Origin of the sequence: Agromyces excoecariae (assembly GCF_051715505.1) — a bacterium.
Lineage (GTDB): Bacteria > Actinomycetota > Actinomycetes > Actinomycetales > Microbacteriaceae > Agromyces.
The window spans coordinates 157,124-179,133 of the sequence record NZ_JBPSLA010000012.1 but is presented as its reverse complement, the minus strand read 5'-3'; the positions used below and the strand labels follow the sequence as shown (position 1 = coordinate 179,133).

The following is a 22,010-nucleotide window of genomic DNA, read 5'->3' as shown; positions in this document are numbered from 1 at the left end:
TGCACTGAGCGTGTTCTCCACAGGCCCGGCCGGCGGGTCGGACCGACGCTTCGGGCGCACCACGGCGCGTGCAGTAGACTTTCCCGGGTCCAATCCGCGCTTCGTCGTGCTCAGGCGTGCCGACGCGCAGGACCGGCGAGTCAAGCCGGCGACTCGGGGCGTAGCTCAGCTTGGCTAGAGCGCCCGCTTTGGGAGCGGGAGGTCGCAGGTTCGAATCCTGTCGCCCCGACGAGTCGCATCGGCTCGACCACGTACTTCCACCAAACAGGAGAGACTTCCCCATGCCGACCACTTCGGTTGAGAAGCTGAGCCCGACGCGCGCCAAGCTCACCATCTCGGTGACGCCCGAGGAGCTGAAGCCCAGCATCGCCCACGCCTACGAGCACATCGCCGAGCAGATCAACGTTCCCGGCTTCCGCAAGGGCAAGGTTCCCGCGCCCGTCATCGACCAGCGCGTCGGCAAGGCCGCCGTCCTCGAGCACGCGGTCAACGAGGGTCTCGACAGCTTCTACCGCGCCGCCGTCACCGAGCACGAACTCCGCCCCCTGGGCCGACCGAACGCCGACATCGTCGAGTGGCCGAGCGAGAAGGACTTCTCGGGCGACCTGCTGCTCTCGATCGAGGTCGACGTCCGACCCGAGATCGAGCTGCCCGACTACGCCGGCCTCGAGCTGACCGTCGACTCGGTCGAGGTCGCCGACGACGAGGTCGCCGCCGAGCTCGAGCGCCTCCGCAGCCGCTTCGGCACCCTGATCACCGTCGACCGCCCGGCCAAGACGGGCGACTTCGTCACCCTCGACCTCGTCGCGAAGATCGACGAGGCCGAGGTCGACACCGCCAGCGGCGTGTCGTACGAGCTCGGCTCGGGCGAGCTGCTCGAGGGCATCGACGAGGCGCTCGACTCGCTGACCGCGGGCGAGACCACCACCTTCTCGTCCAAGCTGCTCGGCGGCGACCACGAGGGCGAGACCGCCGAGATCACCGTCACCGTCACCGCGGTCAAGGAGCGCGAGCTCCCCGAGGCCGACGACGACTTCGCGCAGATCGCGAGCGAGTTCGACACGCTCGACGAGCTGACCGCGAGCCTCAAGGACCAGGTCGCGAAGAACAAGTCCTTCGGCCAGGGCACCCAGGCCCGCGACCTGCTGGTCGACCGGCTTCTCGAGCTCGTCGAGGTCCCGGTCGCCGACAGCGTCATCGAGGACGAGGTGCACCGCCACCTCGAGTCCGAGGGTCGCCTCGAGGACGACGAGCACCGTGCCGAGGTCACCGAGGCGAGCACGAAGGCCTTCAAGACGCAGATCGTCCTCGACGCGATCGCCGAGGCCGAGAAGGTCCAGGTCAGCCAGGAGGAGCTCACGCAGTACCTCGTGCAGGGCGCCGCGCAGTACGGCATGGACCCGAACGAGTTCGTGCAGGTCCTGAGCCAGAACGGCCAGATCCCCGCCATGGTCGGCGAGGTCGCCCGCAACAAGGCGCTCGCGATCGCCCTCGGCAAGACGAAGGTGGCGGATGCCGCCGGCAACGCCGTGGACCTGTCCGAGTTCACCGCCGTCGCGGGCGACGACGAGGCCGGCGATGAGGACGCGCCCGCCGAGGCCGCCGCCGAGGAGGCGCCGGCCGAGAAGAAGCCCGCCCGCAAGCGGACGACCAAGAAGGCTGCCGACGAGGCGCCGGCGGATGCCGCGGCCGAGGAGGCTCCCGCCGAGGAGAAGAAGCCGGCGCGCAAGCGCACCACGAAGAAGGCCGACGCCGAGTAATCTCGGTCGATCAGCACCGCAGGGCCGGACGTCGAGACGTCCGGCCCTGCGACGTCTCAGGGAGTAACCGGGCATGGACGGCTGGCGGCAGCGCATCGACGCGACCTGGAACGACACGTCCGGGACGATGGCCGACGACGAGTTGATCGCGCGGATCGACGCCATCGCAGCCGAGCGGGGCGACGACGACGCCGAAGCGGTCTTCGAGCGGGCGGGCGCCCGCGACTCGGCCGGTCGCCCCGACGAGGCGGTTCCGCTCTACGAGCGCGCGCTCGCGCTCGGGCTCGACGACGAGCTGCGTCCGCAGGCGATCGTGCAGATGGCCAGCAGCATCCGCAACCTCGGCGACGTCCCGCGGGCACTCGAGCTGCTCGAGGACGAGATGCGCGAGCATCCGGAGGCGCCGTTCCGCGACGAGGTGGCCGCATTCATCGCACTGACGCTCGCCAGTTCGGGCGACGCCCGCCGCGCGGCATCCGTCGCCCTGCTGGCGCTCGCACCGCACCTCCGGCGCTACACGCGTTCGGTCACGAACTACGCGCGCGAACTGCTCGACTGAACCGGGCCGCTGCCGCGGCGCCTCGACCCGACGAGCGCGCGGCGTCGACCGGGGGGCACGAGTGACGGGCCGTACCGCGGCGCGGCATCCGCCGACGGCGAACAGCCCGGTTCGCGCGTGTTGCACCGGATAGATTCGAGATCAACGAAGCAACGGAACGGAGCGAAATCCATGGCCGAACCGACACTGCAGCCCAGTGTGTTCGATCGACTGCTGAAGGACCGCATCATCTGGCTCGGCTCCGAGGTGCGCGACGACAACGCGAACGAGATCGCCGCGAAGCTGCTGCTCCTCGCCGCCGAGGACCCGAAGAAGGACATCTACCTCTACATCAACTCGCCCGGCGGCTCGATCACGGCGGGCATGGCGATCTACGACACCATGCAGTTCGTCCCGAACGACATCGTCACGGTGGGCATCGGCATGGCGGCCTCGATGGGGCAGCTGCTCCTCACGGCCGGAACGAAGGGGAAGCGCTACATCACCCCGAACGCGCGCGTGCTGCTCCACCAGCCGCACGGCGGCTTCGGCGGCACCGCGAGCGACATCCAGACGCAGGCGCAGCTGATCCTCGACATGAAGAAGCGGCTCGCCGAGATCACGGCGGCGCAGACCGGCAAGAGCGTCGAGCAGATCAACCGCGACGGCGATCGCGACCGCTGGTTCAGTGCGCAGGAGGCGCTCGAGTACGGCTTCGTCGACCACATCCGCGAGTCGGCGCTCGACGTCTCTGGCGGCGGCGGGACCGACCAGGCTGCGTAGGAAGAGAGAGACAGTGAGCATGAACATCCCCGCCTTCGGCGGCACCGCCTTCTCGGGTGGCCGGCAGGCCCCGGGCTCGCGCTACATCCTGCCGAGCTTCGAGGAGCGCACGGCCTACGGCTACAAGCGGCAGGACCCCTACGCGAAGCTCTTCGAGGACCGCATCATCTTCCTCGGCGTGCAGGTCGACGACGCGTCGGCCGACGACATCATGGCCCAGCTGCTGGTGCTCGAGTCGATGGACCCCGACCGCGACATCATGATGTACATCAACTCGCCGGGCGGCTCCTTCACGGCCATGACCGCGATCTACGACACGATGCAGTACATCCGGCCGCAGATCCAGACCGTCGTGCTCGGCCAAGCCGCCTCGGCCGCTGCCGTGATCGCCGCCGCCGGCACGCCGGGGCGTCGCCTCGCACTGCCGAACGCGCGGGTGCTGATCCACCAGCCGGCGATGGGCGAGGCCGGCCACGGCCAGGCGTCCGACATCGAGATCCAGGCGGCCGAGATCCTGCGCATGCGCACCTGGCTCGAGGAGACGCTGTCGCGTCACTCGAACCGCACGATGGAGCAGGTCAACGCCGACATCGACCGCGACAAGATCCTGTCCGCGGAGGAGGCTCGCGAGTACGGGCTCATCGACCAGGTCCTCACGTCACGCAAGACCCTGCCGGCGTTGAGCCGATAGGGTCCGACGGGCTCACGAGGGGCGGGTGCGGATGTCGCATCCGCCCCTCGGCATGTCGTTTCCGCCAAACCGTGGCGGATCGGCCCCGAGCACGCCCCGTCGGGCTAGGCTCGGAACAGACTCGGTTCGAGGGAGGAAGCGATGGCACGCATCGGGGAGAGTGCTGACCTGCTGAAGTGCTCCTTCTGCGGCAAGAGCCAGAAGCAGGTCCAGCAGCTCATCGCCGGTCCCGGCGTGTACATCTGCGACGAGTGCGTCGAGCTCTGCAACGAGATCATCGAGGAGCGACTCGCCGAGGCGGGGGAGCCCGAGTCGGGCGAGTTCGAGCTGCCCAAGCCGAAGGAGATCTTCGGGTTCCTCGAGGAGTACGTCATCGGCCAGGATGCCGCCAAGCGCGCATTGGCCGTCGCCGTCTACAACCACTACAAGCGCGTCCGCGCGAAGGCCGCGATCACTCCCGCCGACCGCGCTCACGACGATGTCGAGATCGCGAAGTCGAACATCCTGCTGATCGGCCCGACCGGGTGCGGCAAGACCTACCTGGCGCAGACGCTCGCGAAGCAGCTCAACGTGCCGTTCGCGGTGGCGGATGCCACGGCGCTCACCGAGGCCGGCTACGTCGGCGAAGACGTCGAGAACATCCTCCTGAAGCTCATCCAGGCCGCCGACTACGACGTCAAGCGGGCCGAGACGGGCATCATCTACATCGACGAGGTCGACAAGATCGCGCGCAAGGCCGAGAACCCGTCGATCACGCGCGACGTGTCGGGCGAGGGCGTGCAGCAGGCGCTGCTGAAGATCCTCGAGGGCACGGTGGCCTCCGTTCCCCCGCAGGGAGGCCGCAAGCACCCGCACCAGGAGTTCATCCAGATCGACACCACGAACGTCCTGTTCATCGTCGCCGGCGCCTTCGCCGGGCTGGAGGAGATCATCTCCTCGCGCGCGGGCAAGCGCGGAATCGGGTTCGGGGCACCGCTTCACTCCAAGCAGGACGAGGCGGAGCTCTTCAGCGAGGTCCTTCCCGAGGACCTGCACAAGTTCGGACTGATCCCGGAGTTCATCGGCCGCCTGCCCGTGGTCGCGACGGTCACCCCGCTCGACCGCACGGCACTCATGGAGATCCTGACCGAGCCGCGGAACGCGCTCGTCAAGCAGTACCAGCGGATGTTCGAACTCGACGGCGTGGAACTCGACTTCGACCACGCCGCGCTCGAGGCGATCGCCGACCTCGCGGTGCTGCGTCAGACGGGCGCCCGCGGTCTTCGCGCGATCATGGAGGAGGTGCTCGGGCCCATCATGTTCGAGGTTCCTTCCTCCACTGGCGTCGCGCGGGTCGTCGTCACCAAGGAGACGGTCATCGACAACGCGGCCCCGACGATCGTTCCGTCGAAGCCGCGTCGGGCCGAGAAGTCGGCCTGACCCTCGCGCGCCTCGATCCGGGCAGTCGCTCGGTTCGACCGCGGCGCCGCGAGTCGGTCGCGCGCGGTTCAGTCGAACACGCGGAGCACGTGCCAGTGAGTGCCGTCGTGTCCGACGTCGAACATGCGCGTCTCGCCATCGGGACTCGTCGCCTGGAAGCGCCACCCGGTGATCGCGAGCGGGGCTCGGCCCGATCCCGGATCGCCGCCGGCGAAGGGCAGCCACCAATCGGCGGGGCCGACGAGTGGGGTGGGCGTGTCGTCGACGCGATACCGTCGGGCGCGCCAGACCAGGCGCTGGGGGATGCCGGAGCCGTCGGTCCAGACCTCCGCCGGTTCCATCGTCCGCTGCATCCCGACCTCCGACATTCGAAACTCTGTTCGAATGGTATCACCGCCCATCGTGGGGCGGAACGCTCGGAACGCTCGGAACGCTCGGAACGCTCGGAACGCTCGGAACGCTCGGAACGCTCGGACGGATCCCCGGAGCGTGCGCGCCCGTGCGTGGGCGGGCGTTTCGCGTGATCAGCGGTGTGCGGCGCGCCGGAACCCCGCCATGCTCGACGTGGTCGGGCCGGAAGCCTACGCCAGGTCGTCGTCGCTGCGGGCGCCGAAGACGATCTCGTCCCAGCTGGGCATCGCCGCGCGTCCCTTCTTCGGCCGGGGAGCCTGGCCCGACTTGCCGCCCCAGAGCGCTCGTGCGGCGGCGCCGGCGCGTTCCTGCGTCTCGTCGTCGTCTGCCGGCTCCACGTCGGACTCCGCGTCGATGCCGAGCGTCGGCGGGGGCTGCGGCGTCGACGCGGGCGTCGTGGGGGCGATGGGCGATGGCGCGGGCGTGAGCCGCTCGGAACCCACTTCGCGCTCGCCGCGCCGGCGGCGCAGGGCCTCGAGCAGGTCGGCGGTCTCGCCGGTGTGCGGTGCGGGCTCGTCGGCCCGCTTGATCGCGGCGCGTGCGACGGCGGCACTCGATGCCGCGGGTGCGGCAGTCGTGCCGGAGGCGTTGGGTCCCGCGGCGGGCCGGGCGATGGCCAGCTCGGGCTGCGGTGCGGTGTCGTCGTCCGCGGTGTCGTTCGCCTCGAACGTGAAGGCGCCGCTGTCGAATCGGGATGCGTCGTCGTCGGATGCGGAGACCGCACGCAGTCGAGGGATCATGCCACCGCGGACCTCACCCTGCTTCGAGAGGGTGGTCGCATCGGTGTTCTGCGGGTGCAGGGCCTGCTTCCGCGGCTCGAAGGTCCAGCGGGCGTCGTGGTCGATGCCATCGGCGGTGAACTCGAGCTTGACCATCCAGCCGCGCTCCTCGTCCTTCCAACTCGCCCAGCGTTCGCCGTGCGCGCCGAGTCCGGCCAGGCGCTCGCGGACCATCGTCCCGAACGAAGTGGGCTCATCGCCCTCGGAGACCTCGGCGTGCGTCGGCACCGCGAGGGCGGAGGTCACCATGTGTTCGCGCTCGGCGATCACCGGACCCTCGAACCGTCGGATGAAGTCGACCGACGCACCCGTGAGCTCGGCGACCTCCTCGGCCGACAGTCCGGAGCGGATGTGCGACTGCACCTCGCGCGGGGAGAGCCTCGGTCCGGTGTGCGTCTCGGGCACCGCCTGACGGATGCGGGACTGCAGCACCTCGTCGACCTCGATCCGGAATCGCGCCCCGTCGTCGGAGGCCGCGATGAGGGCGCCGCTCTCGACCCCGATCACCTTGAGTTCCTGCATGGCGAGAAGCCCTTCCGTGCCCTTGATCTCCGCCCAAGGATGCCACGCCGTGCCCGCCTGCGCTGGGAATACGCCGGGCGTGCCGTCAGTTGTGCATTCCACCGGTTCGGATGGCCGACGGATGGTTTGCTTACGCACTTGATTTCGTGCAGACTATGGCCGCCGAATCCTCGGCAATGGAAAAAAGGATGGGAATGGCAACGGATTACGACGCGCCGCGGAAGACCGACGACGACTCCGAGTCGATCGAGGCCCTCAAGGAGCGCGTGCCCGACAAGATGTCGGGAAGCGTCGACGTCGAGGACGCCGACAACCCCGGCAGTTTCGACCTGGCGGGAGCCGACCTGTCCGACGTCGAGCTCGACGTCGTCGTGCTTCCCCCGCAGGCGGACGAGTTCACCTGCGTCAGCTGCTTCCTCGTGAAGCACCGCTCGCAGATCGACCACGAGACCAAGCTCGGGCCGATCTGCCTGGAGTGCGCCGCCTAGGCGGGCTCCCCACCGACACGGGGCCGTCGCGATCCGTTGATCGCGGCGGCCATTTCGTGCGGATGCCGCGTCGAGACGAGCCAGTACGGCGCCGGGTCGGCGGCATCCTCGATGGGAATCCGCACGACGTCGCGGATCCAACCGCGGATCACGAGGAATGCGCGCACATCGAGGCCGGTGCCGCGTTCGGTCCGTGCGGCCTCGGCCTCGGCGGGGACCGCCTCGCCCGTGAACTCGAGCGGAACCACGGCGCGCCCCGCGCGGAGCCGACCGTCGGCCACCTCGATGACCGGCGAGGTGAGCGTCAGCGACCCCGCGACCGCCACGTAGAGGATGACGCCCGTGACGATGCCGGCCGGAAGCGACACCGGGGCGAGCACGAGGATGCTCGCCGGGACGAGCAGGAGGCTGGAGAGGTAGATCCATGGCGTCGGCCAGAGCCGTTCGCGGTAGTCGGGCATGGAACTATCAGACCAGACTTCTGCACTACCCTCGAACGGTGACCGATTCCGTCGATGTGCTGATCACGGCCGACCACGTTCCCGCCTACGCCCATCCGGGCGACGCCGGGGCCGACCTGCACGCCGCCGAGTCCGTGGTGCTCGAGCCCGGGGAGCGCGCCAGCGTGGGCACGGGCGTCGCGGTCGCGCTGCCCGACGGCTACGTCGCCTTCGTGGTTCCGCGGTCGGGCCTCGCGTTCAAGCACGGCATCACGATCGTGAACGCGCCGGGCACGGTCGACGCGGGCTATCGCGGCGAGATCAGGGTCGCACTGCTGAACACCGACGCCCGCGAGCCCTATCGGATCGAGGCGGGCGACCGGATCGCGCAGCTGGTGGTCATGCCGGTGAGCCGAGCGCGGTTCGTCGAGGTCGAGAAGCTGCCCGGGAGCCTTCGCGGCGAGGGAGGATTCGGGTCCACCGGATTCGGGGCGAACCAGTCAGGAGCACACGCGTGAGCGACATCGAGAACATCGACGAGATCCCCGTCGACCACCCCAAGTCCGCGCCGGAGGACCGCGCGACGAACGGCCCGCTGGACGAATCCGAGGCCAATCCGGTCCGCCCGTACGTCGACCTCGGCGGCGTCAAGGTGCTGCCCCGGGAGGGGCTGCACCTCCGGCTGGAGGTCGAGGAGGGCACGAAGCGCGTCGTCGCGGTCGGTCTCGACTACGCCAACTCGACCCTGCAGGTCCAGCCGTTCTCGGCTCCGCGGTCGAGCGGCCTCTGGCACGAGATCCGCGGCCAGATCGCCGACCAGATCGCACGCCAGGGCGGTACCACCCAGGTTCGCGAGGGCACGTTCGGCCCCGAGCTGCTCGCCCAGATCCCCGTCACGACGGCCGACGGGCAGGCCGGCCAGATGAGACTCGCGAGATTCATCGGCGTCGACGGTCCGCGCTGGTTCCTGCGCGGCGTGATCGCCGGCGAGGCGGCGGCCGACCCGACCGCAGCGGCGAAGGTGGAGGACCTGTTCCGCTCGATCGTCGTGGTGCGAGGCAACACGCCCATGCCCCCGCGCGACCTCATTCCGCTGCGCATGCCCGCTCCGTCCTCGGGTGGTCCGTCCGCGTGAGTGACGACCGCGCTGCCGATCGCACGGACCCGGATCGCGCCGACGAGGCCGCCGAGGCCTCGAACGGGGAAGCCGACGCCCCGGCCGCCGAGTTCGGCCGCCAGGTCGCCGCGGCCGCCGAGAAGTCGGGCCTCGGTCGGATCGCGCGCGACGAGACGCTGACCCCCGCCGACCTGGTCGGGGCGCTCGGCGGCATCCGAGGCCTCGCGGAGGCGATCCTCCCCGGCCTCGTGTTCCTCGTGGTCTACACGTTCACGCGCGAACTCGGCTGGGCGCTCGGGAGCTCACTCGGCCTCGCCGTGGTGTTCACCGCCCTGCGGCTGTTCACCCGCAGCCAGCCGACGCAGGCGATCGCCGGCCTCATCGGCGTGGCGGCATCCGCCGCCCTCTCGCTCTGGACGGGTCGGGCCGAGGACAACTACGTCATCGGCTTCTACACGAACGCCGCGTACGCGGTCGCGATCCTCATCTCCCTGCTCGTCCGCTGGCCGCTCGTCGGGCTCGTCGTCGGGTTCCTGATGGGCGACGGGACCGCCTGGCGGGGCGAGCGCCGGAAGTACCGGGCGATGCAGTTCCTGACCGTCGTATGGCTCGGCATGTTCGTCGCGCGGCTCCTGGTGCAGGTGCCGTTCTACTACGCGGGCAACGTCGAGGCGCTCGGCGCGACGCGACTGCTCATGGGCGTGCCGCTGTACGCGCTGCTGCTCGTGTTCTCGTGGCTGGTCGTGCGCGCGGTCTACCCCGCGAAGCGCGCCCCCGAGTGATACAGTTATCTCGACATCAAGATAAATCACGGGTGCGGCCGGCGGCCTGTCGGCCGGTGACGCGGTTGGGCTAGCCTTGCTGGGGCGGCTCCCGGCGAAGCACGGCGAGCGGCGCCTGGAACGGCCGGATCCGCGGCATCCGCGAAGGAGAGGACATCGTGTCTGCAGTGAACAGTTTCGGGGCGAAGGACACGCTCCAGGTCGGGGATGCCTCGTATGAGATCTTCCGGATCGACACCGTCCCCGGGTACGAGAAGCTCCCGTTCAGCCTGAAGGTGCTCCTCGAGAACCTGCTTCGCACCGAGGACGGCGCCAACGTGACCAAGGAGCAGATCGAGGCCCTCGGCTCCTGGGTGCCGACGGCCGACCCTGACACGGAGATCCAGTTCACCCCCGCGCGCGTGGTGATGCAGGACTTCACGGGCGTGCCCTGCATCGTCGACCTCGCGACCATGCGCGAGGCCGTCGTCGCGCTCGGTGGCGACCCGAACCGGATCAACCCGCTCTCGCCCGCCGAGATGGTCATCGACCACTCGGTCATCGCCGACCTGTTCGGCACCGAGAACGCGCTCGAGCGCAACGTCGAGATCGAGTACGAGCGCAACGGCGAGCGCTACCAGTTCCTCCGCTGGGGCCAGACCGCGTTCGACGACTTCAAGGTCGTCCCGCCCGGCACCGGCATCGTGCACCAGGTCAACATCGAGCACCTGGCGAAGGTCATCTACCACCGCGATGTCGACGGCGTGACCCGTGCCTACCCCGACACCTGCGTCGGCACCGACTCCCACACCACCATGGTGAACGGGCTCGGCGTGCTCGGCTGGGGCGTCGGCGGCATCGAGGCGGAGGCGGCCATGCTCGGCCAGCCCGTATCGATGCTCATCCCCAAGGTCGTCGGCTTCAAGCTCTCCGGCGCAATCCCGGCGGGCGTCACCGCGACCGACGTCGTGCTCACGATCACCGACATGCTGCGCAAGCACGGCGTGGTCGGCAAGTTCGTCGAGTTCTACGGCACCGGCGTGGCCTCCGTGCCGCTCGCGAACCGCGCGACCATCGGCAACATGAGCCCCGAGTTCGGCTCGACCGCGGCGATGTTCCCGATCGACGGCGTCACGATCGACTACCTCCGGCTGACCGGCCGCAGCGAGCAGCAGCTCGCGCTCGTCGAGGCCTACGCCAAGGAGCAGAAGCTCTGGCACGACGCCGACAACGAGCCCGTGTACTCCGAGTACCTCGAGCTCGACCTCTCGACGGTCGTCCCCTCGATCGCGGGCCCCAAGCGTCCGCAGGACCGCATCGTGCTTTCCGAGGCCAAGTCGCAGTTCGAGTCCGACCTGACCAACTACGCCGACGTCGACCACGACCTGGTCGACCTCGAGATCGCGGAGTCCTTCCCCGCATCCGACCCGCCCGGCAACTCGCCGGAGGACGAGCACAGCCACCACATGCACCACCACCGGTCGCACGCGCCGAAGGCGGCGTCCAAGCCGACCTCGGTCGAACTCGCGGACGGCACGGCGTACACGCTCGACCACGGTGCCGTGACGATCGCCGCGATCACCTCGTGCACGAACACGTCGAACCCGTCGGTCATGCTCGCCGCCGGCCTCCTCGCCCGCAACGCGGTGAAGAGGGGCCTAAAGGCGAAGCCGTGGGTGAAGACGACGCTCGCGCCGGGCTCGAAGGTCGTCACTGACTACTACGAGAAGGCCGGCCTGACGCAGGACCTCGAGGACCTCGGCTTCTTCACGGTCGGCTACGGCTGCACCACCTGCATCGGCAACTCCGGGCCGCTTATCGAGGAGGTCTCGGCGGCGGTGCAGCAGAACGACCTCGCCGTGACCGCGGTGCTCTCGGGCAACCGCAACTTCGAGGGTCGCATCAACCCCGACGTGAAGATGAACTACCTCGCGAGCCCGCCGCTCGTGATCGCGTACTCGCTCGCCGGGACGATGAACTTCGACTTCGAGAACGACCCGCTCGGCACCGACTCCGAGGGCAACGAGGTCTACCTGAAGGACATCTGGCCGGACGCGTCCGAGGTGCAGGCCACGATCGACTCCTCGATCGACAAGGACATGTTCGACCAGCAGTACTCGAGCGTGTTCGAGGGCGACGAGCGGTGGCGCACGCTGCCGACGCCGACCGGCGCGACCTTCGAGTGGGACTCCGAGTCCACCTACGTCCGCAAGCCCCCGTACTTCGATGGCATGACCATCGAGACGACGCCCGTCTCCGACATCGTCGGCGCTCGCGTGCTGGCCCGGCTCGGCGACTCCGTCACGACCGACCACATCTCGCCGGCCGGCTCGATCAAGGCCGACAGCCCCGCAGGCCGCTACCTCACGGAGCACGGCGTCGACCGCAAGGACTTCAACTCCTACGGCTCCCGTCGCGGCAACCACGAGGTCATGATCCGCGGCACGTTCGCGAACATCCGCCTGCGCAACCAGCTCCTCGACGGTGTCGAGGGCGGCTACACGCGCGACTTCACGCAGGAGGGCGGCCCGCAGTCGTTCATCTACGACGCGTCGATGAACTACCAGGCGCAGGGCATCCCGCTCGTGATCTTCGGCGGCAAGGAGTACGGTTCGGGCTCGAGCCGCGACTGGGCCGCGAAGGGCACGAGCCTGCTGGGCGTGAAGGCCGTCATCACCGAGAGCTTCGAGCGCATCCACCGTTCGAACCTCATCGGCATGGGCGTCGTCCCGCTGCAGTTCCCCGCCGGCGAGTCGGCCGACTCGCTCGGGCTCGACGGCACCGAGGTCGTCTCGATCTCGGGCCTCGAGCAGCTGAATGAAGGCGTCACGCCGAAGACGGTGCGCGTCACGGCCGAGCCGAGCGAGTTCTCGCCCGAGGGCAAGCAGGCCGTGGAGTTCGACGCGGTCGTCCGCATCGACACGCCTGGTGAGGCCGACTACTACCGCAACGGCGGCATCCTGCAGTACGTGCTCCGCAGCCTCGTCTGACGACGGAACGCAACGGGGGCGGCGGGCTTCGGCTCGCCGCCCCCGATCTCTGCCCGGGCTCTCAGGTCGCCCGGCGTACACTCGAACGAAACCGGGCGCACGGCGCCCTTCGCACCCGGAGGCACGACGGATGAGGCTGCTCGACACGATCCGCGGACCGCGCGACCTCGATGCGCTGTCCGACGACCAGGTGGAGGAGCTCGCCCGCGAGATCCGAGAGGTGCTCGTCGCCGACGTCTCCAAGACGGGCGGTCATCTCGGCCCGAACCTGGGCGTCGTGGAGCTCACGCTCGCGATCCACCGCGTCTTCGATTCGCCTCGCGATCCGATCATCTTCGACACCGGGCACCAGTCGTACGTGCACAAGCTCCTCACCGGCCGGCGAGACTTCTCGACGCTGCGCCAGACGGGCGGCCTGGCCGGCTATCCGCAGCGCTCCGAGTCCGAGCACGACGTCGTCGAGAGCTCCCACGCATCCAGCTCGCTGTCGTGGGCCGACGGCATCTCGAAGGCCTTCGAGATGACCGGCCAGGGCGACCGTCACGTCGTGGCCGTCGTCGGCGACGGAGCGCTCACGGGCGGAATGACGTGGGAGGCGCTGAACAACATCTCCGACGACAACACCCGCAACCTCGTCGTCGTCGTGAACGACAACGGCCGGTCCTACGCCCCGACGATCGGCGGGATGGCGCGGTTCCTCAACTCGGTGCGGACCAAGCAGTCGTACCGCTCGCTCCACCTGAAGAGCCGGAGCGCGTTCGACCGCCTCGGCTCGCCGGGTCGCGCGATCTACCGCGGCGTCCGCGGCGGCCTGCACGGGTTCCTCAGCCGGGTCAGTGGCAACGAGGCGCTGTACTCGAACCTCGACATCAAGTACATCGGTCCGATCGACGGCCACGATGAGCGCGCCCTCGAGGAGGCGCTGCGCCAGGCCAAGGACTACGGTGCACCGGTCATCGTGCACACGATCACGGAGAAGGGGCGCGGCTACGCGCCCGCCCGCCGCGACGCCGCCGACCAGTTCCACGCGGTCGGCCAGATCGACCCCGAGACGGGCGAGTCGTTGGAGACCGCCTCGGCGCCGTCCTGGACGAGCGTGTTCGCCGACGAGCTCGTGTCGCTCGCCGAGCGCGATGAGCGTCTCGTGGGCATCACCGCGGCGATGCTGCGCCCGACGGGTCTGCACCGCATGGCCGAGCGCTTCCCGAACCGCGTCTTCGATGTCGGGATCGCCGAGCAGCATGCCGTGACCTCCGCGGCGGGCCTCGCCTTCGGAGGCCTGCACCCGGTGGTCGCGGTGTACGCGACGTTCATCAACCGGGCGTTCGACCAGGTGCTCATGGATGTCGCCCTCCACCGGGCGGGCGTGACGTTCGTCCTCGATCGAGCCGGCGTGACCGGTCCCGACGGGCCGAGCCACCACGGCGTGTGGGACCTGTCGATCCTGCAGGTCGTGCCCGGCATCCGCCTGGCGGCGCCGCGTGATTCCGTTCGGCTCGCCGAGGAACTCGCCGAGGCCGTCCGGGTCGACGATGCGCCGACGGTCCTCCGGTTCCCGAAGGGCACCGTCGGCACCGAGTACGAGGCGATCCGCCGGGCGCACGACGGGGTCGACGTCCTCGCCGAGTCCGAGCGGCGCGACGTGCTGATCGTGACGGTCGGTCCGATGGCGGGGATCGGCCTCGAGGTCGCACGCAAGCTCGAGGCGCAGGGGATCGGCGCGACCGTCGTCGACCCGCGCTGGGTCGTCCCGGTGCCCGAGAGCGTCGTGTCGCTCGCGGGGGAGTACCGCATCGTCGTCAGCATCGAAGACGGCATCAGGGTCGGCGGAATCGGCACGCGCATCCGGCAGGACCTCCGGGAGGCCGGCGTCGACACGGCGGTCACCGAGGTCGGCCTGCCCGACGAGTTCCTGGACCACGGCTCGCGCGCCGACATCCTGGAGCGCGTCGGCCTCACCCCGCAGCACATCGCGCGCGACGTGACCGCCATGGTGCTCGGCAGCAAGCTCCCGCACGCCCGCAACGCGGGCGTCGACGTCGCGGCCGACACGGGCGCGCAGCCACGCGTCTGAGTTCGCCGCTCGTCGCTGAACTCGGTCTGAGTTCGCCGTTCGTCGCTGAACTCGATCGAGGGGACCGCCAGATCGGCGCGCAGTGCATCGCGCCGCCTGGTCAACCGATGTCGTACACGTGCTCGACCGCGTCGCCGAGTCTGGTCACCTCGGTGAGGGTGAGCACCGGCGTGACGCCGGAGACGGGGATCAGCGGCCGCCCGCGCCCGAGGGCGACCGGCATGTAGGTCACGAGCAGTTCGTCGAGCCGCCCTGCGGCGAGGAACTGCGCAGCGACGGGGCCGCCGCCCACGACCCAGACGTTCCGCCCGTCGGCGGCCTCCGTCGCGGCATCGGCAACGGCGCGGACGTCGCCGGACGCGAACCGGATGTCGGCGCCATCGGGCGCCTCGAGCACACGGTGCGTGAGCACCCAGGTCGGCAACTCGCCGTACGGCCACCCACCGCCCTCGCGGAGCACCCATTCGTAGGTCGTCGCACCGAGCACGAGCGCCCCGATCGAGGCGAAGAACCGCTCGTAGTGCTCGCTGAAGTCCGCCATGCCGAACTGCAGGAGCCAATCGAGCCCATCGTGCTCGTCGGCGATGAAGCCGTCGAGTGTCGACGCGACGTAGTACTGGATGCGGGTCACGACCCCGAACATACGACCGGCCCCCGACATCGCGTCGGGGGCCGGTCGAGCGGTCGCGTGGAGGTCAGCCCTCGACGCCCGTGATCGTCGGGTGGTGGAAGGTGTCGCCGAACACGCGCTCGGATGCGCCGACCCGATCGAGGTAGGGCGTCAGGCCGCCCATCTGGAACGGGAAGCCGGCACCGAGGACCATGCAGAGGTCGATGTCCTCGGCCGCCGCGACGACCTCGCCGTCGAGCATGAGCTTCGTCTCGCGCGCCAGGCCGTCCTGCAGGCGGGTGAGGATCTCCTCGGGGCTCGACGGGTTCGTGCCGCCGGCCACGATCTTCAGGGCGCCCTTGTCGAAGCCCTTGACCTTGCCCTTGTCGTCCTTGTCGAGCAGCGTGCCGTAGTCGGCCAGCCTGTGCAGGTTCTCCGAGCGGTAGAACCGGTCGGGGAACGCCGCGTGGTGGGTGTCGAGCACGTGCGCGCCGACCTTGAGGCCCACCAGGTCGAGCAGCGCCGACGGCGCCATCGGGAGGCCGAGCGGTGCCATGGCCTCGTCGACCGTCTCGAACGAGGTGCCCTCGTCGACCGCGCGCATCGCCTCGCCGAGGAGCACGGCGAGCAGGCGGTTCACGACGAAGCCGGGGGTGTCGGCGGTGATGACGGCGTTCTTCTTGAGCTTCGCAGCGGTGACCATCGCGGTCGAGAGGGTCGCGTCATCCGTCTTCGTCGTCTTCACGACCTCGATGAGCGGCATGACCGCGACGGGCGTGAAGAAGTGGAAGCCGACGACCCGCTCGGGGTGCTCGAGCTTCGCGCCGATCTCCTCGACGGACAGTGACGACGTGTTGGTCGCAAGGACCGCCTCGGGGGAGACGACCTTCTCGATCTCGGCGAACACGTCCTGCTTGATCGAGAGCTCTTCGAAGACGGCCTCGATGACCCAGTCGCAGTCCGCGAACTCGGACTTGTCGGTCGTGCCGTGCACGAGCGCCTTCAGCCGGTTCGCCTCGTCGGAGGAGATGCGGCCCTTGCCGAGCAGCGTGTCGATCTCACCCGTGATGTAGGCCACGCCCTTGTCCACGCGGCCCTGATCGAGGTCGGTGATGATCACCGGCACCTGCAGGCGGCGCAGGAACAGCAGGGCGAACTGACTGGCCATGTAACCGGCGCCGAGCACGCCGACCTTGGTGACGGGCTTCGCGAGGGCCTTGTCGGGCGCGCCGGCCGGACGCTTGGCCCGCTTCTGCACGAGGTTGAAGGCGTACATGGATGCGTGGAACTGGTCGCCCGACACGAGGTCGGCGAGCATCTCGTCCTCGCGGGCGAAGCCCTCCTCGCGCGTGCCGGACTTCGCGGCCTTCAGGAGCTCGAGCGCCGCGTACGGCGACTTCGGCACGGTGCCGATGCGGCTCTGCAGCATCTTCTTCGCGATGGCGATCGCGGCGTCCCACTTCACCATCCGCTCGAGCTTGCCCGGCTCGTTCGGACGCTTCACCTTCACGCGGCCCGAGATGACGTCGTCGGCCCAGCGGATCGAGTCCTCGAGGTAGTTGACCGACGGGAACATCACGTCGGCGATGCCGAGCTCCAGCACCTCGGGGGCCTTGATGGTCCGGTTCTGCTTGAGCGGGTTCTCGACGACGATCTTCAGCGCGTTCTCGATGCCGATGAGGTTGGGCAGGATGGTCGCCCCGCCCCATCCGGGGATCATGCCGAGGAAGACCTCGGGCAGCGCGAGCGCCGGCATCGAGGCGTCGACGGTGCGGTAGTCGGCGTGCAGGCCGATCTCGGTGCCGCCGCCGAGCGCGAGGCCGTTGATGAACGCGAACGAGGGCACGCCCACGGTCGCCAGCTTGCCGAGCGCGTGGTGGCCGAGCTGCGCGATGCGAAGGCCCGCCTCGCGGTTCGGCAGCTGCGAGACCTTCGAGAGGTCGGCGCCCGCCGCCAGGATGAACGGCTTGCCGGTCACGGCCACGGCGTGGATCTCGCCGGCCGCGGCGCGTTCGGCGAGCCGGTCGAGGGTCGCGGCGTACTCGAGCAGCGTGTTCGGCCCGAGCGTGTTCGGTCGCGTGTGGTCGCGGCCGTTGTCGAGGGTGACGAGCGCGAGGGTGCGGCCCTCCGAGAGGGGGATGTCGCGCACGTAGGAGTGCGTGACGACCTCGTCGTCGAACATGCCGGCGAGCTCGGTGAAGTCGATCTGCGTGTAGTCGGTCATCGTCGTCGTCCTCAGGCCTTCTTCGCGGCCCTGCGCGAGTAGTTCGGGTTCTCCCAGACCATCGTTCCGCCCTGGCCGAGGCCGACGCACATGGTGGTGATGCCGTAGCGCACGTCGGGGCGCTCGGCGAACTGGCTGGCGAGCTGGTTCATCAGGCGCACGCCGGAGGAGGCGAGCGGGTGACCGACCGCGATCGCGCCGCCCCAGGGGTTCACGCGCGGGTCGTCGTCGTCGATGCCGTAGTGGTCGAGGAGCGAGAGCACCTGCACGGCGAACGCCTCGTTGACCTCGAGGATGCCGATGTCGTCCATCGTGAGGCCGGCGATGCGCAGCGCCTTCTCGGTCGCGGGGATCGGACCGATGCCCATGATGGCCGGGTCGACGCCCGCGAAGGCGTAGCTCACGAGCTTCATCTTGACGTTCAGGCCGTATTCCTTCGCGGCATCGCCGCTGGCGAGCAGTGCGGCCGTGGCGCCGTCGTTCAGGCCGGACGCGTTGCCCGCGGTGACCCGGCCGTGCGGTCGGAACGGGGTCTTCAGGGTCGCGAGGCCCTCGAGGGTCGTCTCGGGACGCATGACCTCGTCGCGCGTGGCGAGACCCCAGCCCTCTCCGCTGCGGATCGCGACGGGAACGAGATCCTGCTGGATCTTGCCCGCCTCGTACGCGGCGGCCGTCTTCTGCTGGCTGCCCATCGCATAGCGGTCGGCGCGGTCCTTGGTCAGGTGCGGGAAGCGGTCATGGATGCGCTCCGCGGTGGCGCCCATGACGAGCGCGTCCTCCGAGACCATCTTCTCCGCGACGAAGCGGGGGTTCGGGTCGACGCCCGAGCCCATCGGGTGGTGGCCCATGTGCTCGACGCCACCGCCGATCGCGAGGCGGTACTGCCCGTACCCGATGGACCCGGCGAGCATCGCCACCGAGGTCATCGCGCCCGCGCACATGCGGTCGATCGCGAAGCCGGGGACCGACTTCGGCAGGCCCGCGAGGATCGCGGCGCTCCGGCCGATGGTGAGTCCCTGGTCGCCGGTCTGGGTGGTGGCCGCGATGGCCACGTCGTCGATCTGGTCCTTCGGCGCGTTCGGATTGCGCTCGAGGAGCCCGACGATCGCCTTCACCACCAGGTCGTCGGCCCGGGTGTTCCAGTACATGCCCTTTTCGCCGGCCTTGCCGAAGGGGGTACGGACCCCGTCGACGAACACGACGTCAGCTCGTTCAGCCACGCTGCAGCTCCCTTTCGATGGAGGATCACCCGATCCTAGGAAGGCCCTCAGCGCGCCTCGGAATCGGTTGCCGGTTCCTACGAAGCGTCGTGTGCGGCGTCTTCGAGCGATTGTGCCGCCTGCACAAACGCCTCGGCGATTATCTGTGAGGTAGCCTCAATCTGCCAGGCTCGCGCGCCGAGCTCGTGAAGCGCACCGGCGATCGCCTCCGGCGTCGCATCGGCAGGCGGATGCCACGCCACGCGCCGCAGGTGGTCGGGCGTCAGCAGGTTCTCGACGGGCATGCCGTACTCCTCGGCGACCTCGCCCACTGCGACCTTCGCCAGGCGGAGGCGGGCATCGGCCTCCGGGTTGCGCGACGCCCAGGCCCGCGGGGGCGGGGGAGCGTCGCTCGGCACGCGCGAGGCGGGCGGATCCGCCGTCCGCGCGTCCTCGATGGCGGCCCACCAGCGGTCGATCTCGGTGCGGCTCGCGCGACCGTTGAACGCCTTGAGGTCGGCGAGCGCACGCTTGGACTCCGGGAGGGTCTTCGCGACCGCCAGGATCGAGGCATCGGGGACGAGCCGCCCCGGCGCGACATCCGTCTCGGAGGCCAGGTCGTCGCGTGCGTGCCAGAGCGCCCGTGCCACGGCGAGGTTGCGGGGCGATCGCAGTGCGTGGATGCCGCTCAGCCGCCGCCATGGTTCCGCGGCAGGGGGCTTCGCGGCGCGGTGGACGGTCGCGTCGAACTCCTGCCGGGCGATCTCCTCCTTGTCGGCGTCGACGAGGCGCTCGGCGAGCCGGTCGCGCACGTCGACGAGCAGTTCGACGTCGAGCGCGGCGTACCGCAGCCACGACTGGGGGAGCGGGCGCGTCGACCAGTCGGCCGCGGAGTGCTCCTTGGCGAGGCGGATGTCGAGGAGCTCCTCGACCACGGAGGCGAGGCCGACCCGGGGCATGCCGAGCAGGCGCGCCGCGAGTTCGGTGTCGAAGATCGCGGTCGGATCGAGCCCGACCTCCCGGAGGCACGCCAGGTCCTGGCTGGCCGCGTGCAGCACCCACTCCTCGTCGCGGATCGCGTCCTGCAGGGTCGCGAAGTCGCCGATCATCGTCGGGTCGAAGAGGAACGTGCCGGCATCGCGGCGGAACAGCTGGATCAGGTACGCGCGCTGCGAGTAGCGGAACCCGCTCGCCCGCTCGGCGTCGACGGCCACCGGACCCACGCCTCCCGCGATGGACTCGACGGCAGCGTCGTACGCCTCGCGGGAGTCGATCACGTGGAACTCGTCAGCCACGTCTCCTCCTCCGTGTGGGAAGGGCCGTCACCCCCTCCGAGCTCGGAGGCAGGCCGGCCAGCATGCACAGCAACTCACTCCACCCTTCCACATGCGGTGCGATCACGGCATCGAGCGGCGTCCACGACGCCCGGAGCTCGAGCTCGGCGCCGTCGCCCTGCCGGGCGAGTTCGCCGTACCCCGTCGAGAGGATCTTCGTCACGGTCCCGGACGCGGCGACGTAGCGCGCGCCGTGCGCGTCGAGCGCGTCGACGAGCCAGGACCACGCCACGTCGGCGAGGAACGGATCGACGCCGATGTCGGTCTCGAGGGGGGCCTGCGCGAAGCAGACGACGCGGAATCGCCCGCCCCACGACTCGGGTTCGGACGGGTCGTGGAGCAAGACGAACCGGCCGGTGCCGAGGTCGGAGTCCTCCGCATGCCGACCGGGGATCAGGTCGGCCGACAGCGCGACCGCCCACGGGGCGAGCGAGGAGGGCGCGGAGATCTCCGACACGCGCAGTTCGGCTCGCGGTGTCGCGGACCGCAGCGATTCCAGCGCTGCGGCGAACTCAGGGGGAGGCGCGGTCGCCGAGTCGGACACGTGTGCAGACTAGAGTCTCGATCACGGGGCCGGGTGGCGGCGCGCCGCGTGATGGCCGGTACCCCGTTCGCACGGACGGCGGCGAGGAGGACTGGAGGCGGGATGTCGAGGCTCGAGCGCACCGTGGTGGGGCCGATCGGCGCGGTGCTCGGCGGAATCGCCATCGTCGGCGCGGCATTCGCGGCGGCGACCGCGGCGACCGCGATCGTCTTCGCCCGGCGCGTCGTGACGCCCGAACTCGAGCGGGAGGACGACCTTCGCATCGAGCGCGTCGACCTCGCGGCAGGGGAAGTGGTGCTCTCGGGTTCCGAGGATGCGCGGATGCGCGGCCGGTACGGCCTCTGGTTCGAGCACGACTCCGGGTATGCGCGCGTCGGCGACGTGCTGCACGACGACGGGCACCGGGTCCGCCGGGTCATCGAGTCGGTCGAGTTCGGGCGACTGGACCGCGCCGCACGCGGGCGGATCAGCGGATGGGTGCACCTCGGCCCATGGGAGGTCGCGGAGCGCTACGAGAATGTGCTCGTCCCGACCCCGCTCGGGCCCGCCCCGGCGTGGTTCGTGCCGGCCGCGGATGTCTCGGGCGCGCCGTCGACCGACTGGCTCGTCATCGTGCACGGTCGCGGCGCCAAGCGACACGAGGGCCTGCGCGCGGTCGAGCCGGCGACGCGGGCCGGGTGGTCCTCGCTGCTCGTCTCGTACCGGAACGACGGCGAGGCGCCGGCGAGCGAGGACCGCCGGTACGGGCTCGGCGGCACGGAGTGGGAGGACGTGGTCGCCGCGGTCCGGTTCGCCGTCGATCGCGGCGCCCGGCGCGTCGTGCTCATGGGCTGGTCCATGGGCGGCTCGATCGCACTGCAGACCGTGCTTCGCTCCGAGGAGGTCCGCGAGCACCTCGTCGGAGTGGTGCTGGAATCGCCGGCCGTGGATTGGCCGGACATCCTGCGGTTCCAGGGCCGAGCCCTCGGTCTCCCGGCCGAGCTCGGCGGCGCGGTCGCTCGGGTGCTGAGTGCACCGATCGCTGGCACGCTGACCGGCCTGGCCGCGCCGATCGACCTCGAGGCGCTCGACGCGGTCGCCCGGGCCGACGAGCTGCACGTGCCGATCCTGCTGATGCACAGCGAGGACGACGGGTTCGTCCCGATCGACGGGGCGCGCCGGCTCGCCGAGGTCCGTTCCGACCTCGTGCAGTTCGAGGTGTTCGAGGGTGCGCGCCACACCAAGCTCTGGAACCACGATCCGTCGCGTTGGACGATGCTCCTGCACGACTGGCTCGCGGAACGCTGACCCGGCGCGCCGAAGCGGGCCGGGCGGACCGAGCGCGGC

The 22,010-nt window shown here is 70.0% G+C and carries 20 protein-coding genes and 1 tRNA gene; 13 read left to right on the top strand and 8 right to left on the bottom strand.

Going from position 1 to position 22,010, the window contains the following annotated elements; all coding sequences use genetic code 11:
* The first annotated feature begins 154 nt into the window (after positions 1-154).
* The 6 genes from ACSJD1_RS12560 (at position 155) to clpX (ending at position 5,191) form a co-directional block, all read left to right on the top strand.
* Positions 155-229 (top strand) — tRNA-Pro (locus ACSJD1_RS12560).
* Between the two features lie 52 nt (positions 230-281).
* Entirely contained in the window at positions 282-1,760 is a 1,479-nt protein-coding gene (tig, locus tag ACSJD1_RS12555; RefSeq protein WP_438855632.1) for a trigger factor, read from the top strand.
* Between the two features lie 73 nt (positions 1,761-1,833).
* Positions 1,834-2,319, top strand: a complete 486-nt coding sequence (locus ACSJD1_RS12550) for a tetratricopeptide repeat protein (RefSeq protein WP_438855631.1) — start codon at positions 1,834-1,836, stop codon at positions 2,317-2,319.
* A gap of 129 nt (positions 2,320-2,448) precedes the next feature.
* Entirely contained in the window at positions 2,449-3,081 is a 633-nt protein-coding gene (locus ACSJD1_RS12545; RefSeq protein ID WP_438855660.1) for an ATP-dependent Clp protease proteolytic subunit, read from the top strand.
* Between the two features lie 19 nt (positions 3,082-3,100).
* Positions 3,101-3,772 (top strand): ATP-dependent Clp protease proteolytic subunit, encoded by a 672-nt coding sequence (locus ACSJD1_RS12540; protein ID WP_154347573.1) that lies wholly within the window; start codon positions 3,101-3,103, stop codon positions 3,770-3,772.
* A gap of 141 nt (positions 3,773-3,913) precedes the next feature.
* Entirely contained in the window at positions 3,914-5,191 is a 1,278-nt protein-coding gene (gene clpX, locus ACSJD1_RS12535) for an ATP-dependent Clp protease ATP-binding subunit ClpX (RefSeq protein WP_438855630.1), read from the top strand.
* Between the two features lie 68 nt (positions 5,192-5,259).
* Here clpX and ACSJD1_RS12530 read toward each other — a convergent pair whose 3' ends face one another.
* The gene (locus ACSJD1_RS12530) at positions 5,260-5,544 is read right to left on the bottom strand and encodes a DUF6504 family protein (RefSeq protein ID WP_438855629.1); all 285 of its coding nucleotides are present in this window, start codon (positions 5,542-5,544) and stop codon (positions 5,260-5,262) included.
* A 228-nt stretch (positions 5,545-5,772) separates the two neighbouring features.
* Entirely contained in the window at positions 5,773-6,903 is a 1,131-nt protein-coding gene (gene sepH / locus ACSJD1_RS12525) for a septation protein SepH (RefSeq protein ID WP_438855628.1), read from the bottom strand.
* Positions 6,904-7,097: 194 nt separating this feature from the next.
* On the opposite strand from sepH, the gene ACSJD1_RS12520 reads away from it, so the two are divergent.
* The gene (locus ACSJD1_RS12520) at positions 7,098-7,391 is read left to right on the top strand and encodes a DUF4193 domain-containing protein (protein WP_155052155.1); all 294 of its coding nucleotides are present in this window, start codon (positions 7,098-7,100) and stop codon (positions 7,389-7,391) included.
* On the opposite strand, the gene ACSJD1_RS12515 is transcribed toward ACSJD1_RS12520, so the two are convergent.
* Positions 7,388-7,852 (bottom strand): DUF3093 domain-containing protein, encoded by a 465-nt coding sequence (locus ACSJD1_RS12515; RefSeq protein ID WP_438855627.1) that lies wholly within the window; start codon positions 7,850-7,852, stop codon positions 7,388-7,390. The genes ACSJD1_RS12520 and ACSJD1_RS12515 overlap by 4 nt on opposite strands.
* A gap of 38 nt (positions 7,853-7,890) precedes the next feature.
* Between ACSJD1_RS12515 and dut the strand changes: the two genes are divergently transcribed.
* The 5 genes from dut to dxs all read left to right on the top strand — a co-directional run bounded on the left by dut (position 7,891) and on the right by dxs (position 14,773).
* Entirely contained in the window at positions 7,891-8,349 is a 459-nt protein-coding gene (gene dut / locus ACSJD1_RS12510) for a dUTP diphosphatase (RefSeq protein WP_438855626.1), read from the top strand.
* Positions 8,346-8,966, top strand: a complete 621-nt coding sequence (locus tag ACSJD1_RS12505; protein ID WP_438855625.1) for a DUF3710 domain-containing protein — start codon at positions 8,346-8,348, stop codon at positions 8,964-8,966. Before dut ends, ACSJD1_RS12505 begins: the two co-directional genes overlap by 4 nt.
* A complete protein-coding gene (locus ACSJD1_RS12500) occupies positions 8,963-9,730 on the top strand; it encodes a DUF3159 domain-containing protein (RefSeq protein WP_438855624.1) in 768 nt (255 codons plus the stop codon). The genes ACSJD1_RS12505 and ACSJD1_RS12500 overlap by 4 nt, the downstream gene beginning before the upstream one ends.
* A 158-nt stretch (positions 9,731-9,888) precedes the next feature.
* Positions 9,889-12,699, top strand: a complete 2,811-nt coding sequence (gene acnA, locus ACSJD1_RS12495; protein ID WP_438855623.1) for an aconitate hydratase AcnA — start codon at positions 9,889-9,891, stop codon at positions 12,697-12,699.
* 130 nt (positions 12,700-12,829) lie between these two features.
* A complete protein-coding gene (dxs, locus tag ACSJD1_RS12490) occupies positions 12,830-14,773 on the top strand; it encodes a 1-deoxy-D-xylulose-5-phosphate synthase (RefSeq protein WP_438855622.1) in 1,944 nt (647 codons plus the stop codon).
* Between the two features lie 100 nt (positions 14,774-14,873).
* Here dxs and ACSJD1_RS12485 read toward each other — a convergent pair whose 3' ends face one another.
* From ACSJD1_RS12485 to ACSJD1_RS12465, 5 genes are all read right to left on the bottom strand, one after another.
* Positions 14,874-15,404, bottom strand: coding sequence for a dihydrofolate reductase family protein (locus tag ACSJD1_RS12485; RefSeq protein WP_438855621.1), 531 nt, complete (start codon positions 15,402-15,404; stop codon positions 14,874-14,876).
* A gap of 64 nt (positions 15,405-15,468) precedes the next feature.
* The gene (locus ACSJD1_RS12480) at positions 15,469-17,607 is read right to left on the bottom strand and encodes a 3-hydroxyacyl-CoA dehydrogenase NAD-binding domain-containing protein (RefSeq protein ID WP_438855620.1); all 2,139 of its coding nucleotides are present in this window, start codon (positions 17,605-17,607) and stop codon (positions 15,469-15,471) included.
* A gap of 11 nt (positions 17,608-17,618) precedes the next feature.
* Positions 17,619-18,827, bottom strand: a complete 1,209-nt coding sequence (locus tag ACSJD1_RS12475) for a thiolase family protein (protein ID WP_438855619.1) — start codon at positions 18,825-18,827, stop codon at positions 17,619-17,621.
* A 77-nt stretch (positions 18,828-18,904) separates the two neighbouring features.
* Positions 18,905-20,101, bottom strand: a complete 1,197-nt coding sequence (locus ACSJD1_RS12470) for a ribonuclease D (protein WP_438855618.1) — start codon at positions 20,099-20,101, stop codon at positions 18,905-18,907.
* Complete coding sequence (locus ACSJD1_RS12465) at positions 20,094-20,684, bottom strand: DUF3000 domain-containing protein (protein ID WP_438855617.1); 591 nt, start codon at positions 20,682-20,684, stop codon at positions 20,094-20,096. The genes ACSJD1_RS12470 and ACSJD1_RS12465 overlap by 8 nt, the downstream gene beginning before the upstream one ends.
* Before the next feature lie 102 nt (positions 20,685-20,786).
* Between ACSJD1_RS12465 and ACSJD1_RS12460 the strand changes: the two genes are divergently transcribed.
* Entirely contained in the window at positions 20,787-21,971 is a 1,185-nt protein-coding gene (locus ACSJD1_RS12460; RefSeq protein WP_438855616.1) for an alpha/beta hydrolase family protein, read from the top strand.
* The last annotated feature ends 39 nt before the right edge of the window (positions 21,972-22,010 follow it).

Bases quoted from the DNA above. Each gene is read 5' to 3' on its own strand.
- tig (WP_438855632.1), top strand. From the start codon at position 282: ATGCCGACCACTTCGGTTGAGAAGCTGAGCCCGACGCGCGCCAAGCTC.
- ACSJD1_RS12550 (WP_438855631.1), top strand. From the start codon at position 1,834: ATGGACGGCTGGCGGCAGCGCATCGACGCGACCTGGAACGACACGTCC.
- ACSJD1_RS12540 (WP_154347573.1), top strand. From the start codon at position 3,101: ATGAACATCCCCGCCTTCGGCGGCACCGCCTTCTCGGGTGGCCGGCAG.
- clpX (WP_438855630.1), top strand. From the start codon at position 3,914: ATGGCACGCATCGGGGAGAGTGCTGACCTGCTGAAGTGCTCCTTCTGC.
- ACSJD1_RS12530 (WP_438855629.1), bottom strand. From the start codon at position 5,544: ATGCAGCGGACGATGGAACCGGCGGAGGTCTGGACCGACGGCTCCGGC.
- sepH (WP_438855628.1), bottom strand. From the start codon at position 6,903: ATGCAGGAACTCAAGGTGATCGGGGTCGAGAGCGGCGCCCTCATCGCG.
- ACSJD1_RS12520 (WP_155052155.1), top strand. From the start codon at position 7,098: ATGGCAACGGATTACGACGCGCCGCGGAAGACCGACGACGACTCCGAG.
- ACSJD1_RS12515 (WP_438855627.1), bottom strand. From the start codon at position 7,852: ATGCCCGACTACCGCGAACGGCTCTGGCCGACGCCATGGATCTACCTC.
- dxs (WP_438855622.1), top strand. From the start codon at position 12,830: ATGAGGCTGCTCGACACGATCCGCGGACCGCGCGACCTCGATGCGCTG.
- ACSJD1_RS12480 (WP_438855620.1), bottom strand. From the start codon at position 17,607: ATGACCGACTACACGCAGATCGACTTCACCGAGCTCGCCGGCATGTTC.
- ACSJD1_RS12460 (WP_438855616.1), top strand. From the start codon at position 20,787: ATGTCGAGGCTCGAGCGCACCGTGGTGGGGCCGATCGGCGCGGTGCTC.